This is a genomic window from Candidatus Accumulibacter phosphatis (genome assembly GCF_012939955.1).
Classification (GTDB): Bacteria; Pseudomonadota; Gammaproteobacteria; order Burkholderiales; family Rhodocyclaceae; genus Accumulibacter; species Accumulibacter delftensis.
Genome location: NZ_SPMY01000020.1, coordinates 15,392 through 39,510, shown reverse-complemented (window position 1 = coordinate 39,510; position 24,119 = coordinate 15,392). Strand labels below are relative to the sequence as shown.

The 24,119-nt window shown below is 63.7% G+C and carries 21 protein-coding genes and 2 pseudogenes; 13 read left to right on the top strand and 10 right to left on the bottom strand.

Annotated elements, in window-relative coordinates:
- Positions 1 to 48 precede the first annotated feature (48 nt).
- Positions 49 to 1,287 carry an HD-GYP domain-containing protein gene (locus E4Q23_RS08040; protein ID WP_169066155.1) on the top strand — a complete coding sequence of 413 codons (1,239 nt, stop codon included), beginning with the start codon at positions 49 to 51 and terminating at the stop codon, positions 1,285 to 1,287.
- A 57-nt stretch (positions 1,288 to 1,344) separates the two neighbouring features.
- On the opposite strand, the gene E4Q23_RS08035 is transcribed toward E4Q23_RS08040, so the two are convergent.
- From E4Q23_RS08035 to glnA, 8 genes and pseudogenes are all read right to left on the bottom strand, one after another.
- A complete protein-coding gene (locus tag E4Q23_RS08035; protein ID WP_169066154.1) occupies positions 1,345 to 2,409 on the bottom strand; it encodes an SPFH domain-containing protein in 1,065 nt (354 codons plus the stop codon).
- A 140-nt stretch (positions 2,410 to 2,549) separates the two neighbouring features.
- Positions 2,550 to 3,275 carry a type III pantothenate kinase gene (locus E4Q23_RS08030; protein ID WP_169066153.1) on the bottom strand — a complete coding sequence of 242 codons (726 nt, stop codon included), beginning with the start codon at positions 3,273 to 3,275 and terminating at the stop codon, positions 2,550 to 2,552.
- Positions 3,272 to 4,126: a biotin--[acetyl-CoA-carboxylase] ligase gene (locus E4Q23_RS08025; RefSeq protein WP_169066152.1), complete on the bottom strand. Its 855-nt coding sequence runs from the start codon at positions 4,124 to 4,126 to the stop codon at positions 3,272 to 3,274. The genes E4Q23_RS08030 and E4Q23_RS08025 overlap by 4 nt, the downstream gene beginning before the upstream one ends.
- A 37-nt stretch (positions 4,127 to 4,163) precedes the next feature.
- Complete coding sequence (ntrC, locus tag E4Q23_RS08020; RefSeq protein ID WP_169066151.1) at positions 4,164 to 5,600, bottom strand: nitrogen regulation protein NR(I); 1,437 nt, start codon at positions 5,598 to 5,600, stop codon at positions 4,164 to 4,166.
- A 59-nt stretch (positions 5,601 to 5,659) separates the two neighbouring features.
- Positions 5,660 to 6,733, bottom strand: coding sequence for a nitrogen regulation protein NR(II) (gene glnL / locus E4Q23_RS08015; protein ID WP_169066150.1), 1,074 nt, complete (start codon positions 6,731 to 6,733; stop codon positions 5,660 to 5,662).
- A 37-nt stretch (positions 6,734 to 6,770) separates the two neighbouring features.
- On the bottom strand, positions 6,771 to 6,911 hold the full coding sequence (locus E4Q23_RS23720) for a hypothetical protein (RefSeq protein WP_248595319.1): 141 nt from the start codon (positions 6,909 to 6,911) through the stop codon (positions 6,771 to 6,773).
- A 165-nt stretch (positions 6,912 to 7,076) separates the two neighbouring features.
- Positions 7,077 to 7,202 (bottom strand): annotated as a pseudogene (locus E4Q23_RS24545) (DUF4124 domain-containing protein); the annotation flags it as partial.
- 225 nt (positions 7,203 to 7,427) lie between these two features.
- Positions 7,428 to 8,843 (bottom strand): type I glutamate--ammonia ligase, encoded by a 1,416-nt coding sequence (gene glnA, locus E4Q23_RS08005; RefSeq protein WP_169066149.1) that lies wholly within the window; start codon positions 8,841 to 8,843, stop codon positions 7,428 to 7,430.
- A 279-nt stretch (positions 8,844 to 9,122) separates the two neighbouring features.
- Here glnA and E4Q23_RS08000 point away from each other — a divergent pair, with 279 nt between their 5' ends.
- From E4Q23_RS08000 to E4Q23_RS07985, 4 genes are all read left to right on the top strand, one after another.
- A complete protein-coding gene (locus tag E4Q23_RS08000; protein WP_169066148.1) occupies positions 9,123 to 9,572 on the top strand; it encodes a rhodanese-like domain-containing protein in 450 nt (149 codons plus the stop codon).
- A gap of 63 nt (positions 9,573 to 9,635) precedes the next feature.
- Complete coding sequence (gene nadA / locus E4Q23_RS07995) at positions 9,636 to 10,733, top strand: quinolinate synthase NadA (protein WP_169066147.1); 1,098 nt, start codon at positions 9,636 to 9,638, stop codon at positions 10,731 to 10,733.
- 28 nt (positions 10,734 to 10,761) lie between these two features.
- Positions 10,762 to 11,169, top strand: coding sequence for an arsenate reductase (locus E4Q23_RS07990; protein ID WP_169066146.1), 408 nt, complete (start codon positions 10,762 to 10,764; stop codon positions 11,167 to 11,169).
- Positions 11,166 to 12,041 carry an Hsp33 family molecular chaperone HslO gene (locus E4Q23_RS07985; RefSeq protein WP_169066145.1) on the top strand — a complete coding sequence of 292 codons (876 nt, stop codon included), beginning with the start codon at positions 11,166 to 11,168 and terminating at the stop codon, positions 12,039 to 12,041. The genes E4Q23_RS07990 and E4Q23_RS07985 overlap by 4 nt, the downstream gene beginning before the upstream one ends.
- Positions 12,042 to 12,058: 17 nt before the next feature.
- Here E4Q23_RS07985 and E4Q23_RS07980 read toward each other — a convergent pair whose 3' ends face one another.
- On the bottom strand, positions 12,059 to 13,393 hold the full coding sequence (locus E4Q23_RS07980) for an FAD-binding oxidoreductase (protein ID WP_169066166.1): 1,335 nt from the start codon (positions 13,391 to 13,393) through the stop codon (positions 12,059 to 12,061).
- A 486-nt stretch (positions 13,394 to 13,879) separates the two neighbouring features.
- Between E4Q23_RS07980 and glk the strand changes: the two genes are divergently transcribed.
- The 7 genes and pseudogenes from glk to E4Q23_RS07945 all read left to right on the top strand — a co-directional run bounded on the left by glk (position 13,880) and on the right by E4Q23_RS07945 (position 23,264).
- Positions 13,880 to 14,884: a glucokinase gene (gene glk / locus E4Q23_RS07975; RefSeq protein ID WP_169066144.1), complete on the top strand. Its 1,005-nt coding sequence runs from the start codon at positions 13,880 to 13,882 to the stop codon at positions 14,882 to 14,884.
- Between the two features lie 25 nt (positions 14,885 to 14,909).
- Positions 14,910 to 17,345, top strand: a complete 2,436-nt coding sequence (locus E4Q23_RS07970) for a glycogen/starch/alpha-glucan phosphorylase (RefSeq protein WP_169066165.1) — start codon at positions 14,910 to 14,912, stop codon at positions 17,343 to 17,345.
- Between the two features lie 148 nt (positions 17,346 to 17,493).
- Positions 17,494 to 19,678: pseudogene (gene glgB / locus E4Q23_RS07965) on the top strand (1,4-alpha-glucan branching protein GlgB).
- The gene (gene glgX, locus E4Q23_RS07960) at positions 19,675 to 21,687 is read left to right on the top strand and encodes a glycogen debranching protein GlgX (RefSeq protein ID WP_169066143.1); all 2,013 of its coding nucleotides are present in this window, start codon (positions 19,675 to 19,677) and stop codon (positions 21,685 to 21,687) included. Before glgB ends, glgX begins: the two are co-directional and overlap by 4 nt.
- Positions 21,684 to 22,556, top strand: a complete 873-nt coding sequence (locus tag E4Q23_RS07955; protein WP_169066142.1) for a VCBS repeat-containing protein — start codon at positions 21,684 to 21,686, stop codon at positions 22,554 to 22,556. Before glgX ends, E4Q23_RS07955 begins: the two co-directional genes overlap by 4 nt.
- 61 nt (positions 22,557 to 22,617) lie before the next feature.
- Positions 22,618 to 22,881: a type II toxin-antitoxin system VapB family antitoxin gene (locus tag E4Q23_RS07950; protein WP_169066141.1), complete on the top strand. Its 264-nt coding sequence runs from the start codon at positions 22,618 to 22,620 to the stop codon at positions 22,879 to 22,881.
- A complete protein-coding gene (locus E4Q23_RS07945) occupies positions 22,878 to 23,264 on the top strand; it encodes a type II toxin-antitoxin system VapC family toxin (protein ID WP_336511634.1) in 387 nt (128 codons plus the stop codon). The genes E4Q23_RS07950 and E4Q23_RS07945 overlap by 4 nt, the downstream gene beginning before the upstream one ends.
- A 60-nt stretch (positions 23,265 to 23,324) precedes the next feature.
- On the opposite strand, the gene E4Q23_RS07940 is transcribed toward E4Q23_RS07945, so the two are convergent.
- A complete protein-coding gene (locus tag E4Q23_RS07940) occupies positions 23,325 to 23,564 on the bottom strand; it encodes a hypothetical protein (RefSeq protein WP_169066140.1) in 240 nt (79 codons plus the stop codon).
- 249 nt (positions 23,565 to 23,813) lie between these two features.
- Here E4Q23_RS07940 and E4Q23_RS07935 point away from each other — a divergent pair, with 249 nt between their 5' ends.
- Positions 23,814 to 24,047, top strand: coding sequence for a hypothetical protein (locus E4Q23_RS07935; RefSeq protein WP_169066139.1), 234 nt, complete (start codon positions 23,814 to 23,816; stop codon positions 24,045 to 24,047).
- Positions 24,048 to 24,119 lie beyond the last annotated feature (72 nt).

Sequence of the window (24,119 nt, the reverse complement as noted above, 5' to 3'; positions counted from 1 at the left end):
TGTAGACTAGCGCTGGCTCCAGCGTGGAGCAGCCACCGAGAACCCGCCATGCTCAAGCGAATCGGCGTTCAGCAGCTGACTGTCGGCATGTACCTCAAGGAGTTCTGCGGCCCCTGGCTGGAACACCCTTTCTGGCGCTCATCGTTTGTTCTCAGCGATGCCAAGGACATTGCCACTATCCGCGCCAGCAGCGTCAGGGAAGTGTGGATCGATTGTGCCAAAGGCCTCGACCTGCCGCCGGGCGAAGCTGTCGTTTCGGTCGCCGAGTCCGAGGCCCAGGTCGACGCCGAACTGGCAGTTGCGGCAAACAGCGTGCGCGACACGGCACGCGCTCCCAGCGCCGCAGAGTTCACGCGCGCAGCCAAAATTGTCGCCAACTCGCGGCAGGCGGTCACCTCAATGTTCGCGGAAGCGCGAATGGGCAGGACCGTCGACACCGGCGGCGCGCGGCGACTGGTCGACGAGATATCGGACTCGGTGAGCCGCAGCGCGGGCGCACTGATCAGCCTGGCACGCCTGAAGACTGCCGACGATTACACCTACATGCACTCGGTGGCCGTCTGCGCGCTGATGATCGCCCTCGCCCGGCAACTCGGTCTCGCCGAAGAAGAGGTGCGATCGGCCGGCATCGCCGGCCTGCTGCACGACCTTGGCAAAGCGGCCATACCGCTCGACATCCTCAACAAGCCTGGCAAGCTCACCGATGCCGAGTTTGCGATCGTCAAGACGCATCCGGAGAAAGGACACGAAATGCTTCTCCAGAGCAGCGACATCGACCCCGTCGCCCTGGATGTTGTCCTCCACCACCACGAAAAAGATGATGGCTCGGGCTATCCAAAGCGCCTGCGAGGTGCTGCGACAAGCGTCTACGCCAAAATGGCGGCCGTCTGCGACGTCTATGACGCGATCACCTCGAACCGCCCCTACAAGACCGGCTGGGACCCCGCTGAATCCTTGCGCAAGATGGCCGAGTGGAGCACTGGCCATTTCGATCCGTTGGTCTTCCAGGCCTTTGTCAAGAGCATCGGCATCTATCCGATCGGCTCCTTGGTGCTACTCAATTGCGGCCGCATCGGCGTGGTCATCGAGCAGAACGAGAAGTCGCTACTTCACCCACAGGTCAAGGTTTTTTTCTCGACGCGCCACGCGGCCCGCATGCTCCCGGAAGTCGTCAATCTCGCCCGTCCCGGCTGCCGGCAGACGATCATCAGCCGTGAAGACCCCGCCAAATGGAACTTTCCTGACCTCAACGAAATCTGGAGCGGACTGCCCGCAAGCTCGCGCTGACCGCTACGGCAGTCATTCTTCGGCAATCGCCCGGGCCCGCCAGCGCCGACTCCCGGCTCAAACGAACTTAGCGAGCAATTCCGCCTTCTTGGCGTCGAATTCGGCCTGCGAAAGGATCCCCTTGCCGACCAGCGCGTGCAGCTTCTCCAGCGTCGCCACCACCTCGTCGGCACTGAGCGCTGACGCTGCCGTCGGCGCCGCAACGCCCTGCGGCGAAGCACCGACCACTGCCACCTGCCCCGCCGGCACCCCCGCCGCCGGCATGGCCGACCCCATCGCAGTGGTCATTAACTGGCCAATGCCGAGCCCGGCCCCGAGACCGGCGCCTATGCCGGCGAGGCCGCCTTCGTTCTGTGCTGCCAGAGGAATACTGCTCGCCACCTGGTATTGCGTGTAGCGTCCGAGGTCGCCAATCATGTTCATGCCGATACGCGTGTCGAGAACCTTCTGCAGCTCTTCGGGCAGCGACACGCTCTGCACGACCAGGCGGTCCAGAAGCAGGCCATAGCGCTCGAAGACCGCCTCCAGCTTGCCTTTCAGCGCCCGACTCAACTCGTCCTGGTTGGCCGCCATATCGATGAAAGGCACGCCCGACTCGCCGAAGAGGTCGGTCATCGAGCTGATCACCAGGTTGCGCAACTGGCCGTCGAGATCTTCAACCGTGTATTCCGCGCGCGTCCCGGAAATCTCGCTGTAGAACTTCTTCGCGTCACTCAACTGGTACGAATAAATGCCGAAAGCACGCATCCGCACCATGCCGAAGTCCTGGTCACGGATGGTGATCGGGTTCGACGTTCCCCACTTGCGGTCGAGTTGCAAGCGGGTCGACAAGAAATAGACTTCCGACTTGAAAGGCGACTCGAAGAGCTTGTCCCAGTTCTTGAGGTAGGTCAGCACCGGCAGCGTCCGGGTCGTCAGCTGGTAGCGCCCGGGGCGGAAAACATCGGCCACCTGACCTTCATTGACGAAAACCGCGATCTGCGACTCGCGCACTGTCAGCTGCGCGCCATACTGAATCTCCATGTCCTGCAACGGATAGCGCATGGCGAGGATACCGTCGCCCTCTTCAGTCCAGTGAATGACATCGACGAACTGCTTCTTGATGAAGTCCATGAGGGCCATGGTGATCTCCTGAAATCAAGCGTTGGTGATCCGCCGCGGTCACGGGATGAGCGCTCCCGGCAGAGGGTCGGTCAGTAGGGCATGCAGGAAACGGCAATGCGAGCAACAACAGGCAGCGAGAGCGTTGCGCGCAACGCTGTTCAGCTCCCCTGCGAAGCAGCAAAGCGCAACAGCCCGTCGAGAATCAGATTGTCCATCAACTGGCAGGGAATCTTCAAGTGCGCGGCCAAACGCCGGGCGCCGCCGCCAGTCAGCAAACAGCGGGCGTCAGGCTCGTCGGCAATCTCGTCGAACATGCGCTCGACCGCGCCCAACTGCGCTTGCAGGCAACCGCTGACGATGGCATCCATGGTGTTGCGCGGTTGCGCGCAAAAAACGCCCTCGGCCAGTGGCAGTTGCGCCGTATTACTTGCCAGTGCCGCACGCATCAGGTCGAAACCAGGCAGAATCAGCCCACCCGCAAAAACCCCGGCAGCGTCAAGGCGGTCTACGGTGGTCGCCGTTCCGGCGCAGACCACCAGACAGGCACTGCCTCGAACGGCACGTGCGCCGATCAGCGCCGCCCAGCGGTCGGCACCGAGTTGCCGCGGATTCTCGTAGCGGCTACTTACGCCACAGGCCGCAGCACTGGCATGCAGGAAAGCGAGCTCGGCGTGGCGCCGGGCAAACAAGCGCGAAATGGTATCAGCGACCGTCGCCCCGGCGACGTTGCAGACCACCCCGCGGGCATCGGCCGGCCACTGCGCAGCGACTCCGGCCAGACTGGCAACGTCAGCAGTGGCCAGCGCGCCGCTGCTCAGCCAGCCGTCGCCATCATGAACGCCCCACTTGATGCGGCTGTTGCCGGCATCAATGGCGACGATCATACGGCCCGCAGCGACACGTCGCCGGACAGACAACGTTCGAGGCCAGCGTCCGTCTGCAGCAGCAAGGCGCCGTCGCTATCAGCCCCCATGCATAATCCCTGCCGGTCAACCAGCACGCCGTCGAGCAAGCGCACTGGCCGCCCCTGCCAGACGTGATACGCCTGCCAATCGCGGCGCAAAGCGGCGAAGCCGCCGTCCGCAAAGCGGTCCATGATCTCTGCCAGGTCGGTCAGCAGTTGTGCCAACAGCTGCTGACGATCTGGCAGCCGCGCCATCACCTGCGCCAGCGCTGCCGGCCGATGCAGAAATTCCTCGTCGCCGTCGGGCGGCAACTGCAGGTTCAGGCCGATGCCAATTACCGCCAGCGAGTGGTCTGCTGCCGCCTCGAGGTCCACCAGAATGCCGCCGACCTTGCCGCCCGCGAGCAGAATGTCGTTCGGCCACTTCAAGCCCACGCCGCCGACACCACTGTTCGCCAGGCCACGCGCCACCGCCAGACCTACCGCCAGTGACAGGCCGGCGAGTCGCGCAACACTGCCCTCGAAGCGCCAGAGCAAGGAGAACGTCAGGCTGGCCTCGGGCGTCGACAACCAGCTGCGCCCGCGTCGACCGCGCCCGGCGGTCTGTCGGTCCGCCACCAGCACGGAACCCGACGCGGCGCCCTGGCCGGCGCGTTCGAGCAGCACGCTGTTGGTCGACACGCACTCGGCCAGCGCCACAAGCGTGAAACGCGAGCTTAGCGTGCCGAGCAGGGAATGCACGCGGCGCGGATCAATTCGGCAACTGCTCGCCGCGACAGCGGCAAAATGCGTGTCAGACGTGGCAACGGGCTTGGTGGCGGATTCGTTCATGGCTTCGTCATCAGGAGCAAGGGCTCATTATCGCCGATTATCGCGGCAGGCAGTCCTCGCGATCTTCCCCGCTGCTGGCGTTAACGCCATCGAGTCCGAGCTCCTGAATCTTGCGGGTAATGGTGTTGCGGCCGATTCCGAGGGTCTGTGCCGCTTCGATTCGGCGCCCGCCGGTATGCGCCAGCGCGCGCTTGATCAACACCCGCTCGAAAGCCTGCGTCAGCTTCTCGTGAACCTGACCGGCATCGCTGACCAGCATTCGCTCGACTTCCTTGCCCAGCGCGCTCTGCCAGTCGCTGCTCGCCAGCGCTGGCGTCGCTTCGCGAAGTTCCGGCGGCAGATCGGTGATTTCCAGCAGTTGCCCCGGCGCCATGACCGTCAGCCAGTGACAGAGGTTCTCGAGTTGCCGAACGTTGCCCGAGAAATCCAGCCCACAAAGGTGCTTCAAGGCGGCGTCGGAAAAGCGCTTGCCCTCGACGCCAAGCTCACTGGCACTTTTCTGCAGAAAGTGGCGGGCCAGAATCGGAATATCCTCGCTGCGTTCGCGCAGGCAGGGCAAACGCAGGCGGATCACGTTCAAGCGGTGAAAAAGATCCTCGCGAAAGAGCCCCTGGCGAACCCTTTCCTCGAGATCCTGATGCGTCGCGGCAATGATCCGGACCTTGGTCTTCAGCGGAGAGTGTCCGCCAACGCGGTAGTAATGACCGTCGGAAAGCACCCGCAGCAAGCGCGTTTGCAACTCTGCCGGCATGTCGCCGATTTCGTCGAGGAACAGCGTCCCACCCTCGGCCTGTTCGAAACGACCTTGGCGCTGCGCCGCCGCACCGGTGAAGGCGCCGCGTTCATGGCCGAACAGTTCGGACTCGAGAAGATCGCGGGGAATGGCGGCGGTATTGATGGCGATGAAAGCTTGCTCGGCGCGCGGACTATGACGATGCACGGCGCGCGCCACCAGTTCCTTGCCGGAACCCGACTCGCCGGTAATCAGAACGGTGGCACTCGATTGACTGAGCCGGCCAATCGCCCGAAAGACTTCCTGCATCGCCGGAGCCTGGCCGAGGATCTCGGGCACCAGGCCGACCTCATCAGGCGCACCAGATTGGTGCATGCTTTCGCCGATCGCTCGCCGAATCAGTTCCAGCGCCTGGTCGACGTCGAAGGGTTTGGGCAGATACTCGAAAGCGCCGCCCTGAAACGCCGACACCGCACTCTCCAGGTCGGAGTAGGCGGTCATGATGATCACCGGCAAAGCCGGGAAGCGCTCCTTGAACAATTGCAGCAACTCGAGCCCGGACTGTCCCGGCATGCGGATATCCGAGACCAGCACCTGTGGTGGCTCGCTGCCCGCGTCGAGCTCGGACAAGGCTTCAGTGGCCGACGAAAAGCTCCGCATGGGGATCTTCTCGCGGGACAGGGTCTTTTCGAGGACCCAGCGAATTGATTTGTCGTCATCAACGATCCAGACTGCTTTCATCGCTTCCTCAGCTTGCTTGGCTAGTGTTACTGACGACCAAGCAAGAAACCTGCCAGACATCAGCCAAGCGGTAAGCGAATGGTGAAACAAGTGCGCCCCGGCCGACTTTCACAATCAATCGTTCCGTGGTGTTGCTGGACAAAACTCTGCGCCAAGGTCAACCCCAGGCCGCTGCCTCCTTCTCGCCCGGAAACCAGTGGATAGAACATGCGCTCGCGAATATCTTCGCCAATCCCCGGGCCGTCATCGATCACCTGCACTTCGAGAGCCAGACGATAGCGGCGCTTGAACAAAGTCGTCTGGCGAGCGACACGGGTGCGCAGAGTGATCTGGCCGAAGCCGCGCAGCTTGTCGTCGGGCTGACGCTGGATCGCCTGTGCGGCGTTTCTGGCAAGGTTCAGGAAAGTCTGAATCAACTGCTCGCGGTCGCCGATCAGCTCCGGCAAACTGGTATCGTAATCGCGTTGCACGGTGAGCAAGGTCGGAAACTCGGCAGTCAGCAAACTGCGCACCCTTTCCAGGATCTCGTGAATGTTCACCGGTCCCGGCTGCATCGGCCGGTGCGGTGACAACAGGCGCCGCATCAGGTCCTGCAGGCGATCGGCCTCCTTGATGATGACCTGCGTGTACTCGCGCAAACCGGCGTTGTTGAGTTCGTGCTCGAGCAACTGCGCAGCACCGCGGATGCCGCCCAAGGGGTTCTTGATTTCGTGCACCAGGTTTCTGATCAGTTCGCGATTCGCGTGCTGCTGCTCGACCAGTCGCTCTTCCCGGGTGGCCCTGAGCTGCTGATCGATCGGCCACAATTCGACCAGCAGGCGGGCTTGCGGAGTATCGACCGGGTTTACCGTGCAGTTCAGCCGCAGCAGCTCGCCAGCGGTAAGGCGCAGGTCGATATTCTGCCCAGTGTAGTCCCAGCCATGGTTCAGGGCGCTGTCGAGTGCTGCCAGGAAGCGCTCTGGGCACTCGATGACGCCCGCCATCGGGCAACCGACGAAGACCTTGCTGCTGATCGCCAGCAGATTCTCGGCGGCCGGATTCATGTACCGGATGGCCAGATTCTCGTCGAGCAGAATGACGGCCGACGATAGCAGGTCGAGCCCACCGAAAGGATTTGCGGAAGTTTCAGACATGGTTCATGGGGAAGACGGCAGGCCTAGCACCCGATGATCAGCGCAGATTGCCAATCTCTTTGCTGATGGCCTCGATATTGCGCTCGTGCAGCGCCACCTTATCCTTGTACGGCAGCAGCCGCTCCTCAAGCTTGCCGCCACTGATCGCGCCGCCTTGCATGCGCTCATTGGGCAGCACCACGGCCTCCTGCTCGGCAAGTGCTTTCTTCGCCTGTTCGGCGTTTTTCCGCTCGGCAGCAAGTTCGGTCTCGAGAATCCGGCGGCGGTCGCTATCGCGAGACTTCTGCGTGTCGTCGTCAACCTTCGGGAAGCTGCTGGGTGTTGGTGTCCGCGCCGCCTTGGTCGCCGGCGCCAGGTTGATTGGGTCGAGAACCAGCTTTCTGCATTTGGTGGTGGGAACATTCGAGTAGGTCGTTCGCCCATCGACATCGCACTTGTAGATATCCTGCGCGAGGGCAGGCCATGCCAGCAGCGAAAGCAGTGCGCTCGAAAAAAAACAGGTCTTGCGCTTTCATCGTCGTCCTATTCCTTGGTCGCCACCCGCCACCCGACGGTCTTGGGCTCGCCTCATGCCAAATCGCGAGTCAAACCCGAGTGTATTGGATGACCCGAACTAATACAAACGCAGCAGCCCGGCAATCGGCAGACGAAAAAAAAGGACGGGCAAGCCCGTCCTCTTCGCGACAGCGCCTGATCAGCAGCTGTAGTACAGATCAAACTCGACCGGGTGGGTGGTCATGCGCACCTTGTTGACTTCGTCCATCTTCAGTTCGATGAAGGCGTCGATCCACTCCTCCGAAAAAACACCGCCACGGGTCAGGAACTCGTGATCCGCGGCAAGCGCGGCGAGCGCTTCTTCCAGGCTGGCGCAAACGGTCGGAATCTTGGCATCTTCTTCCGGCGGCAGATCGTAGAGGTTCTTGTCAGCCGGCTCACCCGGGTGAATCTTGTTCTGGATACCATCGAGGCCGGCCATCAGCAGCGCCGCGAAGCACAGATAGGGGTTGGCGATCGGATCGGGGAAGCGCGTTTCGATACGCCGTGCCTTGTCGGAGGTGACGTGCGGCACGCGAATCGAAGCCGACCGGTTCTTGGCCGAGTAAGCGAGCTTGGTCGGTGCCTCGTAGTGCGGCACCAGGCGCTTGTACGAATTGGTGCCCGGGTTGGTAATCGCGTTCAGCGCCTTGGCGTGCTTGATGATGCCGCCGATATAGAACAGGGCCGTTTCCGACAGACCGGCGTAGCCGTTGCCGGCAAAGGTGTTCTTGCCATCTTTCCAGATCGACTGGTGAACGTGCATTCCGGAGCCGTTGTCGCCAACGATCGGCTTGGGCATGAAAGTTGCCGTCTTGCCGTACTGATGGGCGACGTTATGCACCACGTACTTCAACTGCTGCGTCCAGTCGGCGCGCTTGACCAGCGTGCTGAACACGGTTCCGATCTCGCACTGGCCGGCAGTGGCGACTTCATGGTGATGCACTTCGACCGGCACGCCGATCGACTCCAGGGTCAGCACCATTGCCGAGCGGATGTCGTGCAGGCTATCGACCGGCGGCACCGGGAAATAGCCGCCCTTGACGCCCGGACGGTGGCCAGAGCCGCCGCCACCCTCGGATTTCTCGCCGCTCGACCAAGCGGCTTCATCCGAGTAGATCTTCAGGGAGCAGCCCGACATGTCGACATTCCAGGCCACCGAGTCGAAGATGAAGAACTCGGGCTCCGGACCGAAATACGCCGTGTCACCAACACCGCTGGCTTTCAGATAGGCTTCGGCACGCTTGGCAATCGAGCGCGGATCGCGGTCGTAACCGCGGCCATCGGAGGGGTCGACGACGTCGCAGGTGATGACCACGGTCGTTTCGTCGAAGAAGGGGTCGATGTAGGCGGTACTCGGATCGGGCATCAACTGCATGTCCGAGGCCTGAATCCCCTTCCAGCCGGCGATCGACGAGCCATCGAAAGCGTGGCCATTTTCAAACTTGTCTTCGTCGAAAGCACTGACCGGCACGGTTACGTGCTGCTCCTTGCCGCGGGTGTCGGTGAAGCGGAAGTCGACGAACTTCGCCTCATTTTCCTTGACCATGTTGATCACATCTTGCGGGCTTGACATTGCAGAGTCTCCTGAACAGGTGCCGGCTCAACCGGCGGCAGTAGAAAATAGGTACGAGGGAGATGAGAGCAGAAAACGTGCCAGCCCATGCCCTACGGGGGTTTTATTGTGCCACAAGCCAATTCAGCGTTCTTGAGCTTTTTTTTTGCACCACACTGGTGCATTAACTAGAAGGAACGCCCTCCGCAGGTGCGCGCCAGCCGCGCGCGCAAGGGAACAGTCAAGGACCGCTTCTCGGTTTATACTGCGCCCCTCATGCAACGACACTCGGTGGGCACCATGGGAAGATTGACCGATCTGCTGCAACTGGCTCAGGAACGCGGACGCGAGCTGGGCCTCCCCTACGCGGGCGCCCTGACGCCGCAGGAAGCTAACGAGGTGTGGCAACTGGCACCGGGAGCCAAATTGGTCGACGTGCGCACGCGCGCCGAGTGGGATTGGGTCGGGCGGATTCCCGGCGCCGTCGAGATCGAATGGCAGAGCTATCCCGACAACAAGCCGAACCTCCATTTCCTGGCGCAACTCAAGCAACAGGTCGATCGCGAAGCCCTGTTGATGTTCATCTGCCGCAGCGGGGCACGTTCCCACAATGCGGCAGCACTGGCCAGCAAGGAAGCGCAGGCCGATTGCTACAACGTGCTCGAGGGCTTCGAGGGCGACAAGGACGCGCACGCCCAGCGCGGCAAGGTCGGAGGCTGGCGTCACGCCGGCCTGCCCTGGCGTAGCTGAACTTTTTCCCGCGAGCCCGGTCTGGGCTCTGTGCGATTGCCCCGCGTATCCGAGTGTCAGAACATGCCAACAGCCACCATCAGCTTCGACAAATTCAACCAGTTGCAGGACGACGCCTGTCATCAGCGCATTCGCGCTGCCCGCGAACGGCTCGGCAACAAGGCCGTACTGCTTTGCCACCACTACCAGCGCGCCGACGTCTATCAGTACGCCGACCTCACCGGTGACTCGCTGAAACTCGCACGCCTGGCCTCGCAAACCGACGCGCAATACATCATTTTCTGCGGCGTGCATTTCATGGCCGAAGTCGCCGACATCATGTCGAAACCAGAGCAGACGGCCATTCTCCCCGACCTCGCCGCTGGCTGCTCGATGGCCGATATGGCCAATCTCGCCAAGGTCGAACGTTGCTGGCGCGAACTCGGCGAAGTGCTCGACGTCGAGCAGCAGGTGACGCCGGTGACCTATATCAACTCGGCCGCCGATCTCAAGGCTTTCTGCGGCGCCCGCGGCGGCATCGTGTGCACCTCGTCGAACGCCGGGACGATTGCCACCTGGGCCTTTGGGCGTCGCGAAAAAATCCTCTTCTTCCCCGACCAGCACCTCGGGCGCTGGACCGGCCACAAGATGGGCATCGCGCTCGACGAGATGGAAGTCTGGGACCCCGACCTCGAAATGGGCGGTCTCAGCGCCGAGCAGATCCAGCGCGCCAAACTACTGCTCTGGAAAGGGCATTGCTCGGTGCACCAGATGTTCCAGCCGGCACACATCCTGCGTTTTCGCAACCAGTATCCCGACGGACTGGTGATTTCGCACCCCGAATGCAGCTTCGAGGTCTGCCGGCAGTCCGACTTCGTCGGCTCGACCGAGCACATCGTCCGCACCATCAAGGAAGCCAGCCCGAACACCCGCTGGCTGGTCGGCACCGAACTGAACCTGGTCAACCGACTGGCCGAAGAAGTTCGGCACGAGGGCAAGATCGTCCAGTTCATGGCACCGACGGTGTGCATGTGCTCGACCATGCAGCGCATCGACCCGCAACATCTGGGGTGGACGCTGGAGAATCTGGCCGACGGCAAGTTGGTCAACCCAATCCAGGTTCCCAAGCACGAGGCCGAATTGGCGCGCGTGGCCCTGGAGCGGATGCTCGCCGTATCCTGAGACTTTGGGCTCGCCAGCCCCGAAACAAATGACCGCCGACCAGCATTCGCCGCGCCGCCTACGCATCTTCGGCATCAGGAATTGCGACACCATGAAGAAAGCCTTTACCTGGCTGAACGATCATGGCCTCGCTTTCGAGTTCGTGGACTACCGCCAACAAGAGATCAGCGCAGACCAGCTCGCCGCGTGGAGCCAGCGTTGTGGCTGGAAGCTGCTGCTCAACACCCGCGGCACGACGTGGCGAAAGCTCGCCGAAGAACAACGCCGCAACATCGACGAAAGCCGGGCACTGCGGCTGATGGCGGCGCATCCGAGCCTGATCAAACGACCGGTGATCGATTGCGGCGACCAGTTGCTGGTCGGCTTCGATAGCCAACGCTATGCCAGCGAGTTGATGGACTTGATGGCGCTCCCGGAAACCACGCAAACAGAATGATTAACGACACCCTCAGCCGCTTTCTGCTCGAAGAGCTCGACATCGCCGGGGCCGTCGTCCGCCTGGGTCCGGCCTGGCGGCAGATGCTCGACCAGCGCGACTATCCGGCGCCGGTCGCCTGCCTGCTTGGCGAAATGACCGCCACCACCCTATTGCTCGGCGACAAGCTCAAACAACCGGGCCGGCTGACCATTCAAGTGCGCGGCAACGGCGCGCTCTCGCTGTTGGTCATCGACTGCAACGAACAGCTGCAGATCCGCGGCATGGCCAAATGCACAGCCGCCATCGACCACGGCTCGGCGGCCGAGCTGCTCGGCGACGGGCAGCTGCAACTGGTACTGGACATGCCGTCGATGCGCGAGCCCTACCAAAGCATCGTGCCGCTCGCCGGCGACAGCATTGCCGAAATCTTCGAGCACTACCTGGCGCAGTCCGAGCAGTTGCCTGCACGCCTGTTTCTCGCCGCTTCCGCGGACGGCGCAGCCGGGCTCGTCCTGCAGCGACTTCCGACCGCCGAGCAGCGCGACGCCGACGGCTGGACGCGCATCGAAGCGCTGGCCGCAACGGTCAAGTCGAGCGAGCTGCTCTCGCTGCCCGCCGAAGAACTGCTGCGGCGTCTCTTTGGCGAAGAAACGGTGCGCCTGTTCCCGGCCCGACCGGTTGTCCACAACTGTCCGGAGGACTGGGAAAAAGTACGTTCGCTGCTGCTTTCGCTCGGCCGCGAAGAGATCTATGCGGCGCTCCAGGAGCAGGGCGAAGTGCTCATCAAGGACGATATCTGCAATCGCGAATACCGCTTCGACGCGCAGGCCATCGACGAACTTTTCGCTGCCCACCCGTCCTCTGCCGATACGCCACCGACCGTCCACTGATTGCTGCAAGGCAAGGCTCAGAGCACCTTGCCGGGATTCATCAAGCCCTGTGGATCGAGCGTCCGCTTGATTGCGCGCATCATCTCCATCTCGACGGCGCTCTTGTAGCGCAGCAACTCTTCGCGCTTCAGTTGCCCGATGCCGTGTTCGGCGCTGATGCTGCCGCCGAGCTCGTGCACCAACTCATAAACGATGCGGTTGACGGCCGCCTGCGCGGCGATGAAGACGGCGTTCTCGCCGACTGCCGCTTGCGACTGGTTGTAGTGCAGGTTGCCGTCACCGAGGTGCCCGAAAGCGACGATGCGGATATCGGGAAACGCTTGTGCCAGCTCTCGTCCTGCGCGCTCAACGAACTCCGGAATGCGCGAAATCGGTACCGAGACGTCGTGCTTGATACTCAGTCCCTCGATCTTCTGCGCTTCGCCGATATGCTCGCGCAAGGCCCACAGACGCTGCGCCTGCTCGCCACTCTGCGCGACGACCGCGTCGCTGATCGTGCCACTTTCCAGGGCCTCGGCAAGAAAAGCCTCGAACGCTTGCCGTCGCGACGAATCGTCATCGCCACCGGAGAGTTCGACAAGCAGATACCAGGGACTTGCCGAGAAGCCGGCCTGGGCCGTTGGAAAATGCTTGCACACCAAACCGAGAGCGACGTCCGAGACCAGCTCGCAGGCAGTCAGCAGGGCGCCGAAGCGGGCCTGGAGGTCGCCGAGCAGACGCACCGCCAGCGCCGGCGAAGCAATCGCCAACCAGGCCGTCGCCCTGGCCCGTGGCAAGGGAAAGAGCTTCAGAACCGCGGCGGTGATGATTCCCAGCGTACCTTCGGCGCCGATGAACAAGTGCTTCAGATCGTAGCCGGTGTTGTCCTTGCGCAGAGCACGCAAGCCATCCCAGATCTCGCCGCTGGGCAGCACCACTTCCAGACCCAGGGTCAAGTCACGGGTATTGCCGTAGCGCAGGACCTGCACCCCGCCCGCGTTGGTCGACAGATTGCCGCCAATCTGACAGCTTCCTTCGGCGGCCAGCGACAGGGGAAACAGGCGTCCGGCCTGCGCCGCCGCCTCCTGCAAGGTCTGCAGCACACAGCCGGCCTCGACGGTCATGGTGTTATTTTCCGGATCGATCGCCCGCAGACGCCTGAGCCGACTCAGGCTGATCAGCACCGTGTCGCCTTCCGGTCCCGGCGTCGCCGCGCCACAGAGGCTGGTATTGCCGCCCTGCGGCAGCATCGCCACGCCGGCCTGCGCACAGGCGCGGACCACCGCCGACACCTCCGCAGTGGTAGCCGGACGCACAACACAAATGGCGGCGCCGCGATAGCGTCCACGCCAGTCGCCGAGATGGGCAGACATCGCCTCGTCGCTGCTCAAAACATGCTCGGCGCCGATGACTTCGGCAAACTGGCTGATCAGGGACGCATGACGGGCAGATTTCACTGCGGTTCCTCGGGCAGGTAAACAACACACAGGTAAACACTTTGCCGACGCCAGCGCAGCGGCGAATGCTTGGGCGATGGCTGCGCCGATCACCGGACAGCCTTGCTGATTGTACGGCTCCGCGAGCCGCTTGGCTGCAAACGGGGCCGGACTGCAGCGTGGCCGCTGCGCTTCGCGCTTGACAGAATGCGCGTCGAACCGACAGACTCCGGAAAGGCTTGCACTCGTTCGACGAGGATCGTCCGGCCTGGCAACATGGCTCTTTGATCGGCGCAGCAGCGGGGGCGAGAATTCACGCCCCGGCCCGCGCTTACCGCCCTCCGGGCATTTTCCTCGCGAAGCTGTAGCCGCCTTGCCAGCAAAGGGGCGAGCGTCAGCCGCAGCTCTCTCCGACGCCGCTCCATGGACTCCCTCTCCCCTTTCCCCTCCCTTTCCGCTTCCACCGCTTCCACCGCGCTGCTGGTCGCCGACATCGGTGGCACCCGCGCGCGCTTCGCCCTGCTCGACGAGAGTGGCACGCCGCAGCAGGTGCGCATTCTCGCCGTCGCCGACTTTGCCGGCCCGATCGAGGCCATCGAGGCCTATCTCGCCGAGGTCGCCTGCCCTGGCTTGCGTGCCGCGGCAATCGCCCTGGCGGCGCCGGTCCATGAACCCGTGATCCGCCTGACCAACGCCGCGTGGACCTTCTCGCGCGACGAGATACAGGCGCGCCTTGGGCTGCATCGCCTGCTCCTGCTCAACGACTTCACCGCCCTGGCCCTATCCCTGCCGCGGATTGCGGCGAGCGACCTGCGGCAGGTCGGCGGCGGGCGCAGCGTCGCGCTGGCAGCCAAGGCCGTACTCGGTCCCGGTACCGGCCTCGGCGTCTCCGGCCTGCTCTTCGATCGCGGCCACTGGCAGGCGTTGAGCGGCGAAGGCGGGCACTGCTCGCTGGCACCCGCCGACGGGCGCGAGGCGGCGATTCTCGGCCTCGCCTGGCGGGAACTGCAGCACGTGTCGGCCGAGCGCCTGCTTTCCGGAAGCGGCCTGCCGCTGCTCAATCACCTGGTCGCCGAAGTCGACGGCCGGGCCAGCGAAGCCCTGAGCACCGTCGAGATCGTCACCCGCGCGCTGGCCAACGAAGATGTCCAGTGCAGCGCGGTGCTCGACACCTTCTGCGCAATGCTCGGCTCGCTGGCCGGGAATCTGGCCCTGACGCTGGGCGCCCAGGGTGGCGTCTATATTGGCGGTGGTATTATTCCTCGCCTCGGCGAGCGCTTCGAGCGATCACCCTTTCGCGCCCGCTTCGAGACCAAGGGGCGCTTCGCTGCCTACTTGGCCGCAATCCCGACCTATGTAATGCTCTCGCCTACGCCAGCCTTGCTGGGCGCCGCCCATGCCCTGGCCGACAGTGAGCATGGCCTTTGAAACCTACTACTGGAGTACTTCCCTGATGTCCAAAGCCGTTGAATCGAATCCTGAAGCAGAGCCGCTGCGCGCGCAGATCGACCACAAGCTGCTCTGTCAGGTGGCTACCGACCGAGATGTCGCGGGCAAGGCGGAGTACTACCATGCGCTGGCGCACGTGGCCCGCGAGCAACTGGCAAAACGTTGGGTCAACACCCAGCACGCCGACCGTGAAAACAAGGCACGGCGGGTCTATTACCTGTCGATGGAATTCCTGATCGGCCGGGCGATGAACAACGCCTTGTCGGCACTCGACCTCCGCGAGCAGGCAGCGACCGTGTTCACCGCGCCGGGTCCGTCACTGAACGAGGTCATGGAATGCGAGCCCGACGCGGCCCTCGGCAACGGTGGCCTGGGACGCCTGGCGGCCTGCTTCCTGGATTCGATGGCCACCCTCGGGCTGCCCTCCTGGGGCTACGGCGTACGCTACGAGTACGGGATGTTCGCCCAGTCGATCGTCAATGGCCAGCAGGTCGAGAAGCCGGAAGCCTGGGTGCACGATCGTTCGCCCTGGGAATTCCCGCGCGCCGGCAAGCACTATACGGTGCATTTCGGCGGCAGCGCCGAGCACAGTGGTGAATGGGCGGAATGGCACCCGGCCGACGCCGTCGAAGCCAAGGCTTTCGACCACGTCATCCCCGGTCATGGGACCGAACGGGTCAGTACCTTGCGCCTGTGGAAGGCGGCGGCACCCTCGCAGATCGACCTCGGCGCCTTCAATACCGGCGACTACCAGCGTGCCGCCGAATTCAAGAACCGCTTCGAGAACATTTCCTGGGTCCTCTACCCCAACGACAGCACCGCCGCCGGCCGCGAACTGCGCCTGCGCCAGGAGTATTTCTTCGTCTCGGCCTCGATGCAGGACATCCTCACTCGCCATCACGACGAGCACGGCCGCTTTGACAACCTCGCCGACAGGGTCGCCATCCACCTCAACGACACGCACCCGGCGATCGGCGTGGCCGAGTTGATGCGCCTGCTGGTCGACGACCACGCGATGGGCTGGAATGCCGCCTGGGCGCAATGCCGGCGCATCTTCTCGTATACCAACCACACCCTGATGCCGGAAGCGCTGGAAACCTGGAAAGTAACGCTGATGCAGCGCGTGCTGCCGCGCCACATGCTGATCATCTACCGTATCAATCAGGAGTTTCTCGACGAAGTGGCTCGCCTCTACCCGGGCGATATCGATCTCATGCGGCGGGTGTCGCTGATCGACGACGGCAGTGGCCACGAGAAAGACAAACGCGTTCGCATGGCGCACCTGAGCATTGTCGGCAGCCACCGCATCAACGGTGTCTCGCAACTGCATTCGGACCTCATGGTGCAAACCATTTTCTCCGACTTTGCCCGCCTTTACCCGGAACGCTTTCACAACAAAACCAACGGCGTCACGCCGCGGCGCTGGCTGGCGCAGTCCAATCCTGGCCTGTCGGCGCTACTCGACCAGCGCCTCGGCAAGGAGTGGCGCCTCGATCTCGACCGCCTGGAAGGTCTGCGCAGCGTCGCCGACGATGCCGATTTCGGGAAGGCCTTTGCGGTCGCGAAGCACGACAACAAGCTGCGCCTGGCCGACTACGTGGCCCGCGAAACGGGCATCACGCTCGACCCGAACAGCCTCTTCGATGTCCAGGTCAAACGCATCCACGAGTACAAGCGGCAGTTGCTCAATGTCTTGCACGTCATCACCCGCTACAACGCGCTGCTGCGTGGCGAGACGGCCGGCGTCGCACCACGCAGCATCATCTTCGCCGGCAAGGCCGCTTCCTCGTATCACATGGCCAAACTGGTGATCCGGCTGATCAATGATGTCGCCGCGGTGGTGAACAAGGATCCGCGCACTCGCGAGCTGCTGCAGGTCGCATTCATTCCCAACTACGGCGTTTCCGTCGCCGAGTTGATCATGCCGGCGGCCAACCTTTCGGAACAGATCTCAACCGCCGGCACCGAAGCCTCGGGCACCGGCAACATGAAGCTCTCGCTCAACGGTGCGCTGACCATCGGCACCGAGGACGGCGCCAATATCGAGATTCGCGACCAGGTCGGTGCCGACAACATCTTCATTTTCGGCAACAACACGGCACAGGTTGCCGCCATCAGGCAGGCCGGCTATCAACCAAACGATCTCTACCAGAACGACCCGGCGCTCAAGGAAGCCCTCGACAGGATCGACGGCGGCTTCTTCTCGCCCGGGGAACGCGGACGCTATCACGATGTGTTCAACTGCCTGGTCCATTACGGCGACCACTACCTGCTGCTCGCCGACTACGCCGACTATGTCGCCACGCAGGCGCGCGTCGACGCCCTCTACCTGACTCCCGCCGAATGGCAGCGCAAGGCAATTCTCAACGTCGCTGGCATGGGCACCTTCTCGGCCGATCGGACGATCCGCGACTACGCCGACGACACCTGGAAGCTTTGAACACTCACTAACGGTCATGACAATCGAGACAGCCCAGATCATGAAAGTCATGACCGTTTCCCTCTTCCCCTGCCCCTTCTCCCGCAAGGGAGAAGGGAGTTTCGTGAGTCGCTTGCGCGACTTTCACATTAACTGAGGAAACGCGTCAATGATTGACAATGCAGAGATCATTTCTCTTTGTCGGGCCGAACACGGCAACCCCTATGCAATCCTCGGGATGCACACTGACGCCGATAAGCGGCTTTGGGTGCGCAGCATGCAACCGGGGGCGCTGGCGGTAGCGGTGCTCGACGCCAAGAGCGGGAAAGAGGTCGCTGAACTCAAGGAACGTGACATCGACGGCGTCGAGGGGTTTTTTGAAGGCGTCATCCCGCGTCGTCGCAACGATTTCGCCTACCGCCTGCGCATCACCTGGGAAAACGGCGTCCAGGAAACCGAGGATCCCTATCGTTTCTGGGCGGTGCTCGGCGAGATGGACGTCTGGCTGCTCGCCGAAGGCTCGCACCTGCGTCCCTTCGAGCGCCTCGGCGCGCACCTCTGCGAAATCGACGGCGTCGCCGGAACGGCATTCGCCGTCTGGGCGCCTGACGCCCAGCGGGTCAGCGTCGTCGGTGACTTCAACAACTGGGACGGCCGTCGCCACCCGATGCGCCTGCGCCGCGAATGCGGAGCCTGGGAAATCTTCCTGCCTGGCGTCGGCGCCGGCGCCCGCTACAAGTATGAAATCCGCTCTCGCCACGGCCATCTGCTGCCCCTCAAGTCCGACCCCTACGGCTTCGAAGCCGAGATGCGGCCGTCGACCGCCTCGGTGGTCTGCGCCCTGCCACCACCGGTCGAAGCCGCCCCCCGTTCCGGCCGGCGACCAGCTCGGCGCGCCAGTGTCGATCTACGAAGTGCACCTGGCTTCCTGGCGGCGTGCCGACGATGGCGGCTTTCCCGACTGGCAACGCCTGACCGAAACGCTGATTCCCTACGTCGTCGACCTGGGCTTCACCCATCTTGAGCTGCTACCGATTTCCGAACATCCCTTCGATGGCTCCTGGGGCTATCAGCCGCTCGGGCTCTACGCACCGACCGCCCGTCACGGCAGCCCGGCCGGCTTCCGCCAGTTCGTCAGCGCCTGCCACGACGCCGGCCTGCGGGTCATCGTCGACTGGGTACCGGCACATTTCCCGACCGACGAGCACGGTCTCAGTCGCTTCGACGGCGATGCCCTCTACGAACACGCCGATCCCCGAGAAGGCATGCACCAGGACTGGGGCACGCTGATCTACAACTTCGGCCGTCGTGAAGTGAGCAACTACCTGATCGGCAACGCGCTGTTCTGGATCGAGCGTTACGGCGTCGACGGCCTGCGCGTCGATGCCGTGGCCTCGATGCTCTACCGCGACTACAGCCGCTCCGAAGGGCAGTGGCTGCCAAACGTGCATGGTGGTCGCGAGAATCTCGAGGCGGTCGCTTTCCTGCGCCGCATGAACGAGGCCCTCGGCCAGGAACACCCGGCAGCCGACACCTACGCCGAGGAATCGACCGCCTGGCCGATGGTCAGTCGACCGCCGTCAATGGGTGGCCTCGGTTTCCACTACAAGTGGAACATGGGCTGGATGCACGACGTGCTGTCCTACATGGCGCAGGACCCGATTTATCGCCGCTACCATCACAACAAGCTCAGCTTCGGAATGATGTACGCCTTCACCGAGAATTACGTCCTGCCGCTGTCCCACGACGAAGTGGTGCACGGCAAGGGCTCGCTGATCAACAAGATGCCCGGCGACACCTGGCAAAAATTCGCCAACCTGCGTTCGCTCTACGGCTTCATGTGGGCGCACCCGGGCAAGAAGCTGCTCTTCATGGGCGGCGAATTCGGCCAGTGGAGCGAGTGGAATGAAGCCGTTTCCCTCGACTGGGCCTTGCTCGATTTTCCCAACCACGCCGGCGTCCGCAATCTGGTTCGCGACCTCAACAGTCTCTACCGCAGCCGTCCTGCCCTGCACGAAGTCGATTTCGAACCGGCGGGTTTCGAGTGGATCGCGGCCGACGACGCCGATAATTCGGTGGTCGCCTTCGTGCGCTGGACGCGTGATCGTTCGCGCGCCATGCTCTACGTCGGCAACTTCACCCCGGTCATTCGCGAAGGCTATCGCATCGGCGTGCCGCATGCCGGCAAGTTCTACGAGCGCATCAACACCGACTCGCAGTACTACGGCGGCAGCAACGTCGGCAACGGGCATGACGGACTGGTCGCCGAAGCAGTCGCCGCGCACGGGCGCGAGTTTTCGCTGCGCCTCACCCTGCCCCCCCTCGCGGCGCTGTTCCTCGAATGGGTAGCATGAGCGCCAAGGCCAGGCTCGCCCTCGTCGCCGGACGACCGTCACCGCTCGGCGCGACCTGGGACGGCCAGGGGGTCAACTTCGCGCTATTTTCGGCGCACGCCGAAGCGGTCGAGCTGTGCGTCTTCGACGGCCAGGAGATGCGCGCCCTGCCCTTGCCACGGCGCAGCGACCAGGTCTGGCACGGCTACCTCGCCGGGGCCGCACCGGGCTTGCGCTACGCCTACCGCGTGCAGGGCCCGGCGGCACCCGAGAACGGCCAGCGCTTCGCCGCCGAACGCCTGCTGCTCGACCCCTACGCCCGCGAAGTCGTTGGTGATTTTTCCTGGCCAACAGCGGACAAGCCGGCACACGGGCTCCAGTGCAGCGTCGTCGACGAAGGTTTCGACTGGGCCGGCGACACCCCACCGGCGACACCTTGGGCCAACACCGTGCTCCACGAAGTGCACGTCAAGGGCATCAGCCAGCAACACCCGGACCTCCCCGAGAAGCTGCGCGGCACCTACGCCGGGCTCGCCTCGCCGACGATGATCGCGCATTTCCGGCGCCTGGGCGTCACCGCCGTCAGCCTGCTGCCGGTGCACCATTTCCTCGACGAGCAACGACTGGTTGACGAAGGCCGGGTCAATTACTGGGGCTACAACTCGCTCGCCTTCTTCGCTCCCGAACCGCGTTACGCGGCGCGCATCGATGGACAATCGGTAATCGCCGAGTTCAAGAGCATGGTCCGTACGCTGCACGCTGCGGGCCTCGAAGTGATCCTCGACGTGGTCTTCAACCACACCGCAGAAACCGACAAATTCGGACCGACGCTGTCCTTTCGCGGCATCGACAACCAGAGCTACTACCTGCTGCCGCCAGGTGATCTCGCCGCTTACGAAAACTACAGTGGCTGCGGCAATACATTCAACCTCACCCAGCCACGCGTCCTGCAGCTGGTGATGGATGCGCTGCGCTACTGGGTTGGAGTAATGCACATCGACGGCTTCCGCTTCGACCTTGCCGCCGCACTGGCCCGCGACAGCGCCTTTCTCGCCGCCGTTCGCCAGGACCCGCTGCTGCAGAACGTCAAACTGATTGCCGAGCCCTGGGACATGGGCCCCGACGGCTACCGGCTAGGCCGCTTCCTGCCCGGCTGGAGCGAATGGAACGACCGCTTCCGCGACGACGTACGTGCCTTCTGGCTGACCGGCGAAGTCGCCGCCGGCGCCCTGGCACAGCGCTTGTCCGGATCGAGCGAGCTGTTCAAGAATAGCGGCCGCGCACCGCAAGCCAGCGTCAACTTCCTCACCGCGCACGACGGCTTCACCCTGCGCGATCTGGTCAGTTACCAGGAAAAACACAACGAGCTCAACGGCGAGGAAAACCGCGACGGGCACGGCCACAATCTGTCGTGGAACTGCGGCGAGGAAGGTGAAAGCGACGATCCGTCGGTGCTCGAAAAACGCCGCCGCCTGCAGCGTGCGCTACTCGCCACGCTCCTCATCGCGCAAGGTGTGCCGATGCTGCAGGGTGGCGACGAACTCGGCCGCACGCAGGGCGGCAACAACAACGCCTACTGCCAGGACAACGAGATGACCTGGCTCGACTGGGAGAAGGCCGACCAGGCGCTGATCGACTACGTCGCCGGGCTGATTGCCTTGCGCCAGCGCTTTCCGCAACTGCGGCTGACCGGCTGGCTGAGCGGTGCAGCGAGCGGCGACGAACAGCCTGACGTGCTGTGGTGGCATCCCGCGGGCCGGCCGATGGGCATCAGCGACTGGCAGTCGAACAAGCTCGGCGCCTTCGGCCTGCAACTGGCTCCCGAGGCGAGCGCCGACACGCCGGCAGAGAGCGGCGCGACCCTGCTCTGCCTGATCAATCGCGACGAGATCCCGGTTCCCTTCCTGCTCCCGCCCGGGGTCTGGAAACAGCTCTGCGACAGCAGCGCGCAAGCGCCCTTTGCCAGCTGCCGACGCGAGAAAACCAGCCCGGTCGCAGCGCGCAGCGTGCAGCTTCTCAGCCTGGAGTGAAGCCTGGCGGCGCAGCGGCAACGCTCGGCAAGCCGGCCGCTGCGCAGCAACCGCTACGCGGGCTGTTCGCCTGCGCTCTGCTCGCGCTGATTGCTTCGCCAGCCGACGCCGAAACGATTACTGGCGGCCAGTACGCGGCGCCAGTCGAGCACTATGGCCATTTCGCACTCGGCCGGCCCCACGAATACGCCCGCCTGACGGCGAGCACCAGCAGCGGCCAGCGCCATTCCCTCGAACTTCCCAAGGACGCAGTGTTCGAGGATCTGGCACCGCGGCTGGTCACACTGGCGGCCGGCGAGCCGCCGGAACTCCTCGCTATCGTCAGTCAACGCAACAGCGGATCGCGCCTGGCGCTGATCGGCTTGCGCCACGGCCGCCTCGAAATCAGCGCCCAGTCGCCGCCCATCGGCACGCCCATGCGCTGGCTGAACCCGGTTGGCGTTGCCGACCTCGACGGCGACGGAAAAGCCGAGATCGCCGCGGTCACCACCCCGCATCGCAGTGGCACGCTGCGCATCTACCGGCGCAAAGGAAAGCAGTTGCTCGAGGTCGCCGCACTGGCCGGCGTTTCGAATCACGTCTACGGCTCGTCCGAGTTGGCCATGTCCTTAGCGCTGCCCATCGCCGGCCGAATGCAGTTGCTGGTCCCGGAGCCAAGCCGCCGCCACCTGCGCATCATCGCGCTGCAAGACCAGCGCCTGGTCGAAACAGCGCAGTGCCCACTCAGCGCGCCGCTGAGCGGCGCAATCAGGCGGCTGTCAGCGACGGAGATTTCGGTCGAGCTGCTCTCGGGCCCGACGCGGATTGAGCTGCAGGATTGCCCGGCCAGTCAGGAGTCACCTCAGGAACTGGAAGCACCAGTACGCTAGTGATCATCATCATTTATTCTCGCAAGATTCAGAGCATGGGTATGAGTCACAGGAGAGCAACATGGCCATCGTGATCGAAGATGTTGAGATCGAGCGTCTGGCGCATGGTATCGCCCTCGCCAAGGGAGTACCCGTCGCCGAAGTCGTGCGCGAAAGCCTGCTGCTATTCCTCGCCGGCCAGCGCGACGTGCCGGCCGGGAGGCGGCCACTGCGCGAACGCCTCGCGGAGCTGGCAGGCGAAGTGGACGCACTGCCCGCGCGCATGCCGGTCGCCATTCGCGGCGACGACGAGATCCTGGGCTACGGCGAACACGGCTCCTGGTGATCGACACCTCGGCCGTCCTCGCGTGGCTCAAGCGCGAACCGGAACGCGAGCGTATTGTCGCCGCACTGGAAGCACATTCGATCTGCCGGATCTCGGCGGTCAGCCTGCTTGAAGCGCACATCGTGGTCCATGCCCGCGAGCATCCGAATATGCCGGTAAAGCTGCAGCGCTTCCTGGACGAGATCGGTGCCGTGGTAATGCCCTTCGACGAGCCGCAGGCGCGCCTTGCCAATGCCGCCTTCCTGCGTTTCTGGAAGGGCCAGGGCCATCCGGCCCAGCTCAATCTGGGTGATTGCGCAGTCTATGCGCTGGCCAAGGCCATGGGCGAACCACTGCTCTTCGTGGGGCAAGATTTCAGCCAGACGGACATCACACAATGCTGATTGGCTACGTGCGGGGGTTCATCCGCGACGAGAGGCCGCAGCTGCAACTCGCGACATTCATCATGAGGCCGGCGGCACACGCGCCTGCAAGGCCGGCAGGCCGGCCAACAGCCCTCCCATCGCCACATCTTGACGCGCTTCGAAGCGCGTCGTCGCACCGGTCGCCAATCCCAGCGCCGTTTGGATCCGCTCGTCGGCGCGCGTGCAGGCGGTGCCCATCCCCGCGGCGGCTTCCGCGTCCGCCCGGCTGCGCTCACTCTTGGTGCTCGCCGCTTCCAACTCCCCTGTGTCTTGCGGCAATGGGCCAACTGCGGCACGCCCTGGCGCCGGATCGCCTTGCGCAGCGTCGACTCCTGGACGCCTACCTACCGCGCCACTTCGGCAGGACGCTTGCCCTCGCTCAACAGCCGCGCGCATTCGGCACTCTTGTCCGGCGCCATGATCCGCGGCCGGTTCGCCGCTGCCGGCCGCCGCCTCCCCCTTGGCGCATGATGCACAAATCACCGCTGCTTGCATTTGACAGCTTGGGCCATCGCAAACCCTGAAGCGATGGCCGTTGATGCGGCCTCCTGTTACGATGCGCTCACCGCCTGCGAACTAACCAATACAGTAGAGCTAGCCCCGGTCGAAGCAATGCTGCTGCGCAAGCTGGACTTTGTTGGCGGCACCACACTCAAGCGCATCGAGCCGCACCGGCTACTGGCTCTGATTGTGGAAGATGTTGGACGCTACCCGCAGTCCAGGATTGGTGACATTCACCAGCGCATCGGTCTGGAGATTTAGCGTTCGCGTATCCGGCGCGGCATCGAACAGCTGCTCAAAGACGGCAAGCGGCACTCAGCGGGGATACGAAAT

Coding starts and splice junctions, on each gene's coding strand:
- E4Q23_RS08040 (WP_169066155.1), top strand. CDS start 49: ATGCTCAAGCGAATCGGCGTTCAGCAGCTGACTGTCGGCATGTACCTC.
- E4Q23_RS08035 (WP_169066154.1), bottom strand. CDS start 2,409: ATGGCCCTCATGGACTTCATCAAGAAGCAGTTCGTCGATGTCATTCAC.
- E4Q23_RS08030 (WP_169066153.1), bottom strand. CDS start 3,275: ATGATCGTCGCCATTGATGCCGGCAACAGCCGCATCAAGTGGGGCGTT.
- E4Q23_RS08025 (WP_169066152.1), bottom strand. CDS start 4,126: ATGAACGAATCCGCCACCAAGCCCGTTGCCACGTCTGACACGCATTTT.
- ntrC (WP_169066151.1), bottom strand. CDS start 5,600: ATGAAAGCAGTCTGGATCGTTGATGACGACAAATCAATTCGCTGGGTC.
- glnL (WP_169066150.1), bottom strand. CDS start 6,733: ATGTCTGAAACTTCCGCAAATCCTTTCGGTGGGCTCGACCTGCTATCG.
- glnA (WP_169066149.1), bottom strand. CDS start 8,843: ATGTCAAGCCCGCAAGATGTGATCAACATGGTCAAGGAAAATGAGGCG.
- E4Q23_RS08000 (WP_169066148.1), top strand. CDS start 9,123: ATGGGAAGATTGACCGATCTGCTGCAACTGGCTCAGGAACGCGGACGC.
- nadA (WP_169066147.1), top strand. CDS start 9,636: ATGCCAACAGCCACCATCAGCTTCGACAAATTCAACCAGTTGCAGGAC.
- E4Q23_RS07990 (WP_169066146.1), top strand. CDS start 10,762: ATGACCGCCGACCAGCATTCGCCGCGCCGCCTACGCATCTTCGGCATC.
- E4Q23_RS07985 (WP_169066145.1), top strand. CDS start 11,166: ATGATTAACGACACCCTCAGCCGCTTTCTGCTCGAAGAGCTCGACATC.
- E4Q23_RS07980 (WP_169066166.1), bottom strand. CDS start 13,393: ATGTCTGCCCATCTCGGCGACTGGCGTGGACGCTATCGCGGCGCCGCC.
- glk (WP_169066144.1), top strand. CDS start 13,880: ATGGACTCCCTCTCCCCTTTCCCCTCCCTTTCCGCTTCCACCGCTTCC.
- E4Q23_RS07970 (WP_169066165.1), top strand. CDS start 14,910: ATGTCCAAAGCCGTTGAATCGAATCCTGAAGCAGAGCCGCTGCGCGCG.
- glgX (WP_169066143.1), top strand. CDS start 19,675: ATGAGCGCCAAGGCCAGGCTCGCCCTCGTCGCCGGACGACCGTCACCG.
- E4Q23_RS07950 (WP_169066141.1), top strand. CDS start 22,618: ATGGCCATCGTGATCGAAGATGTTGAGATCGAGCGTCTGGCGCATGGT.
- E4Q23_RS07935 (WP_169066139.1), top strand. CDS start 23,814: ATGGCCGTTGATGCGGCCTCCTGTTACGATGCGCTCACCGCCTGCGAA.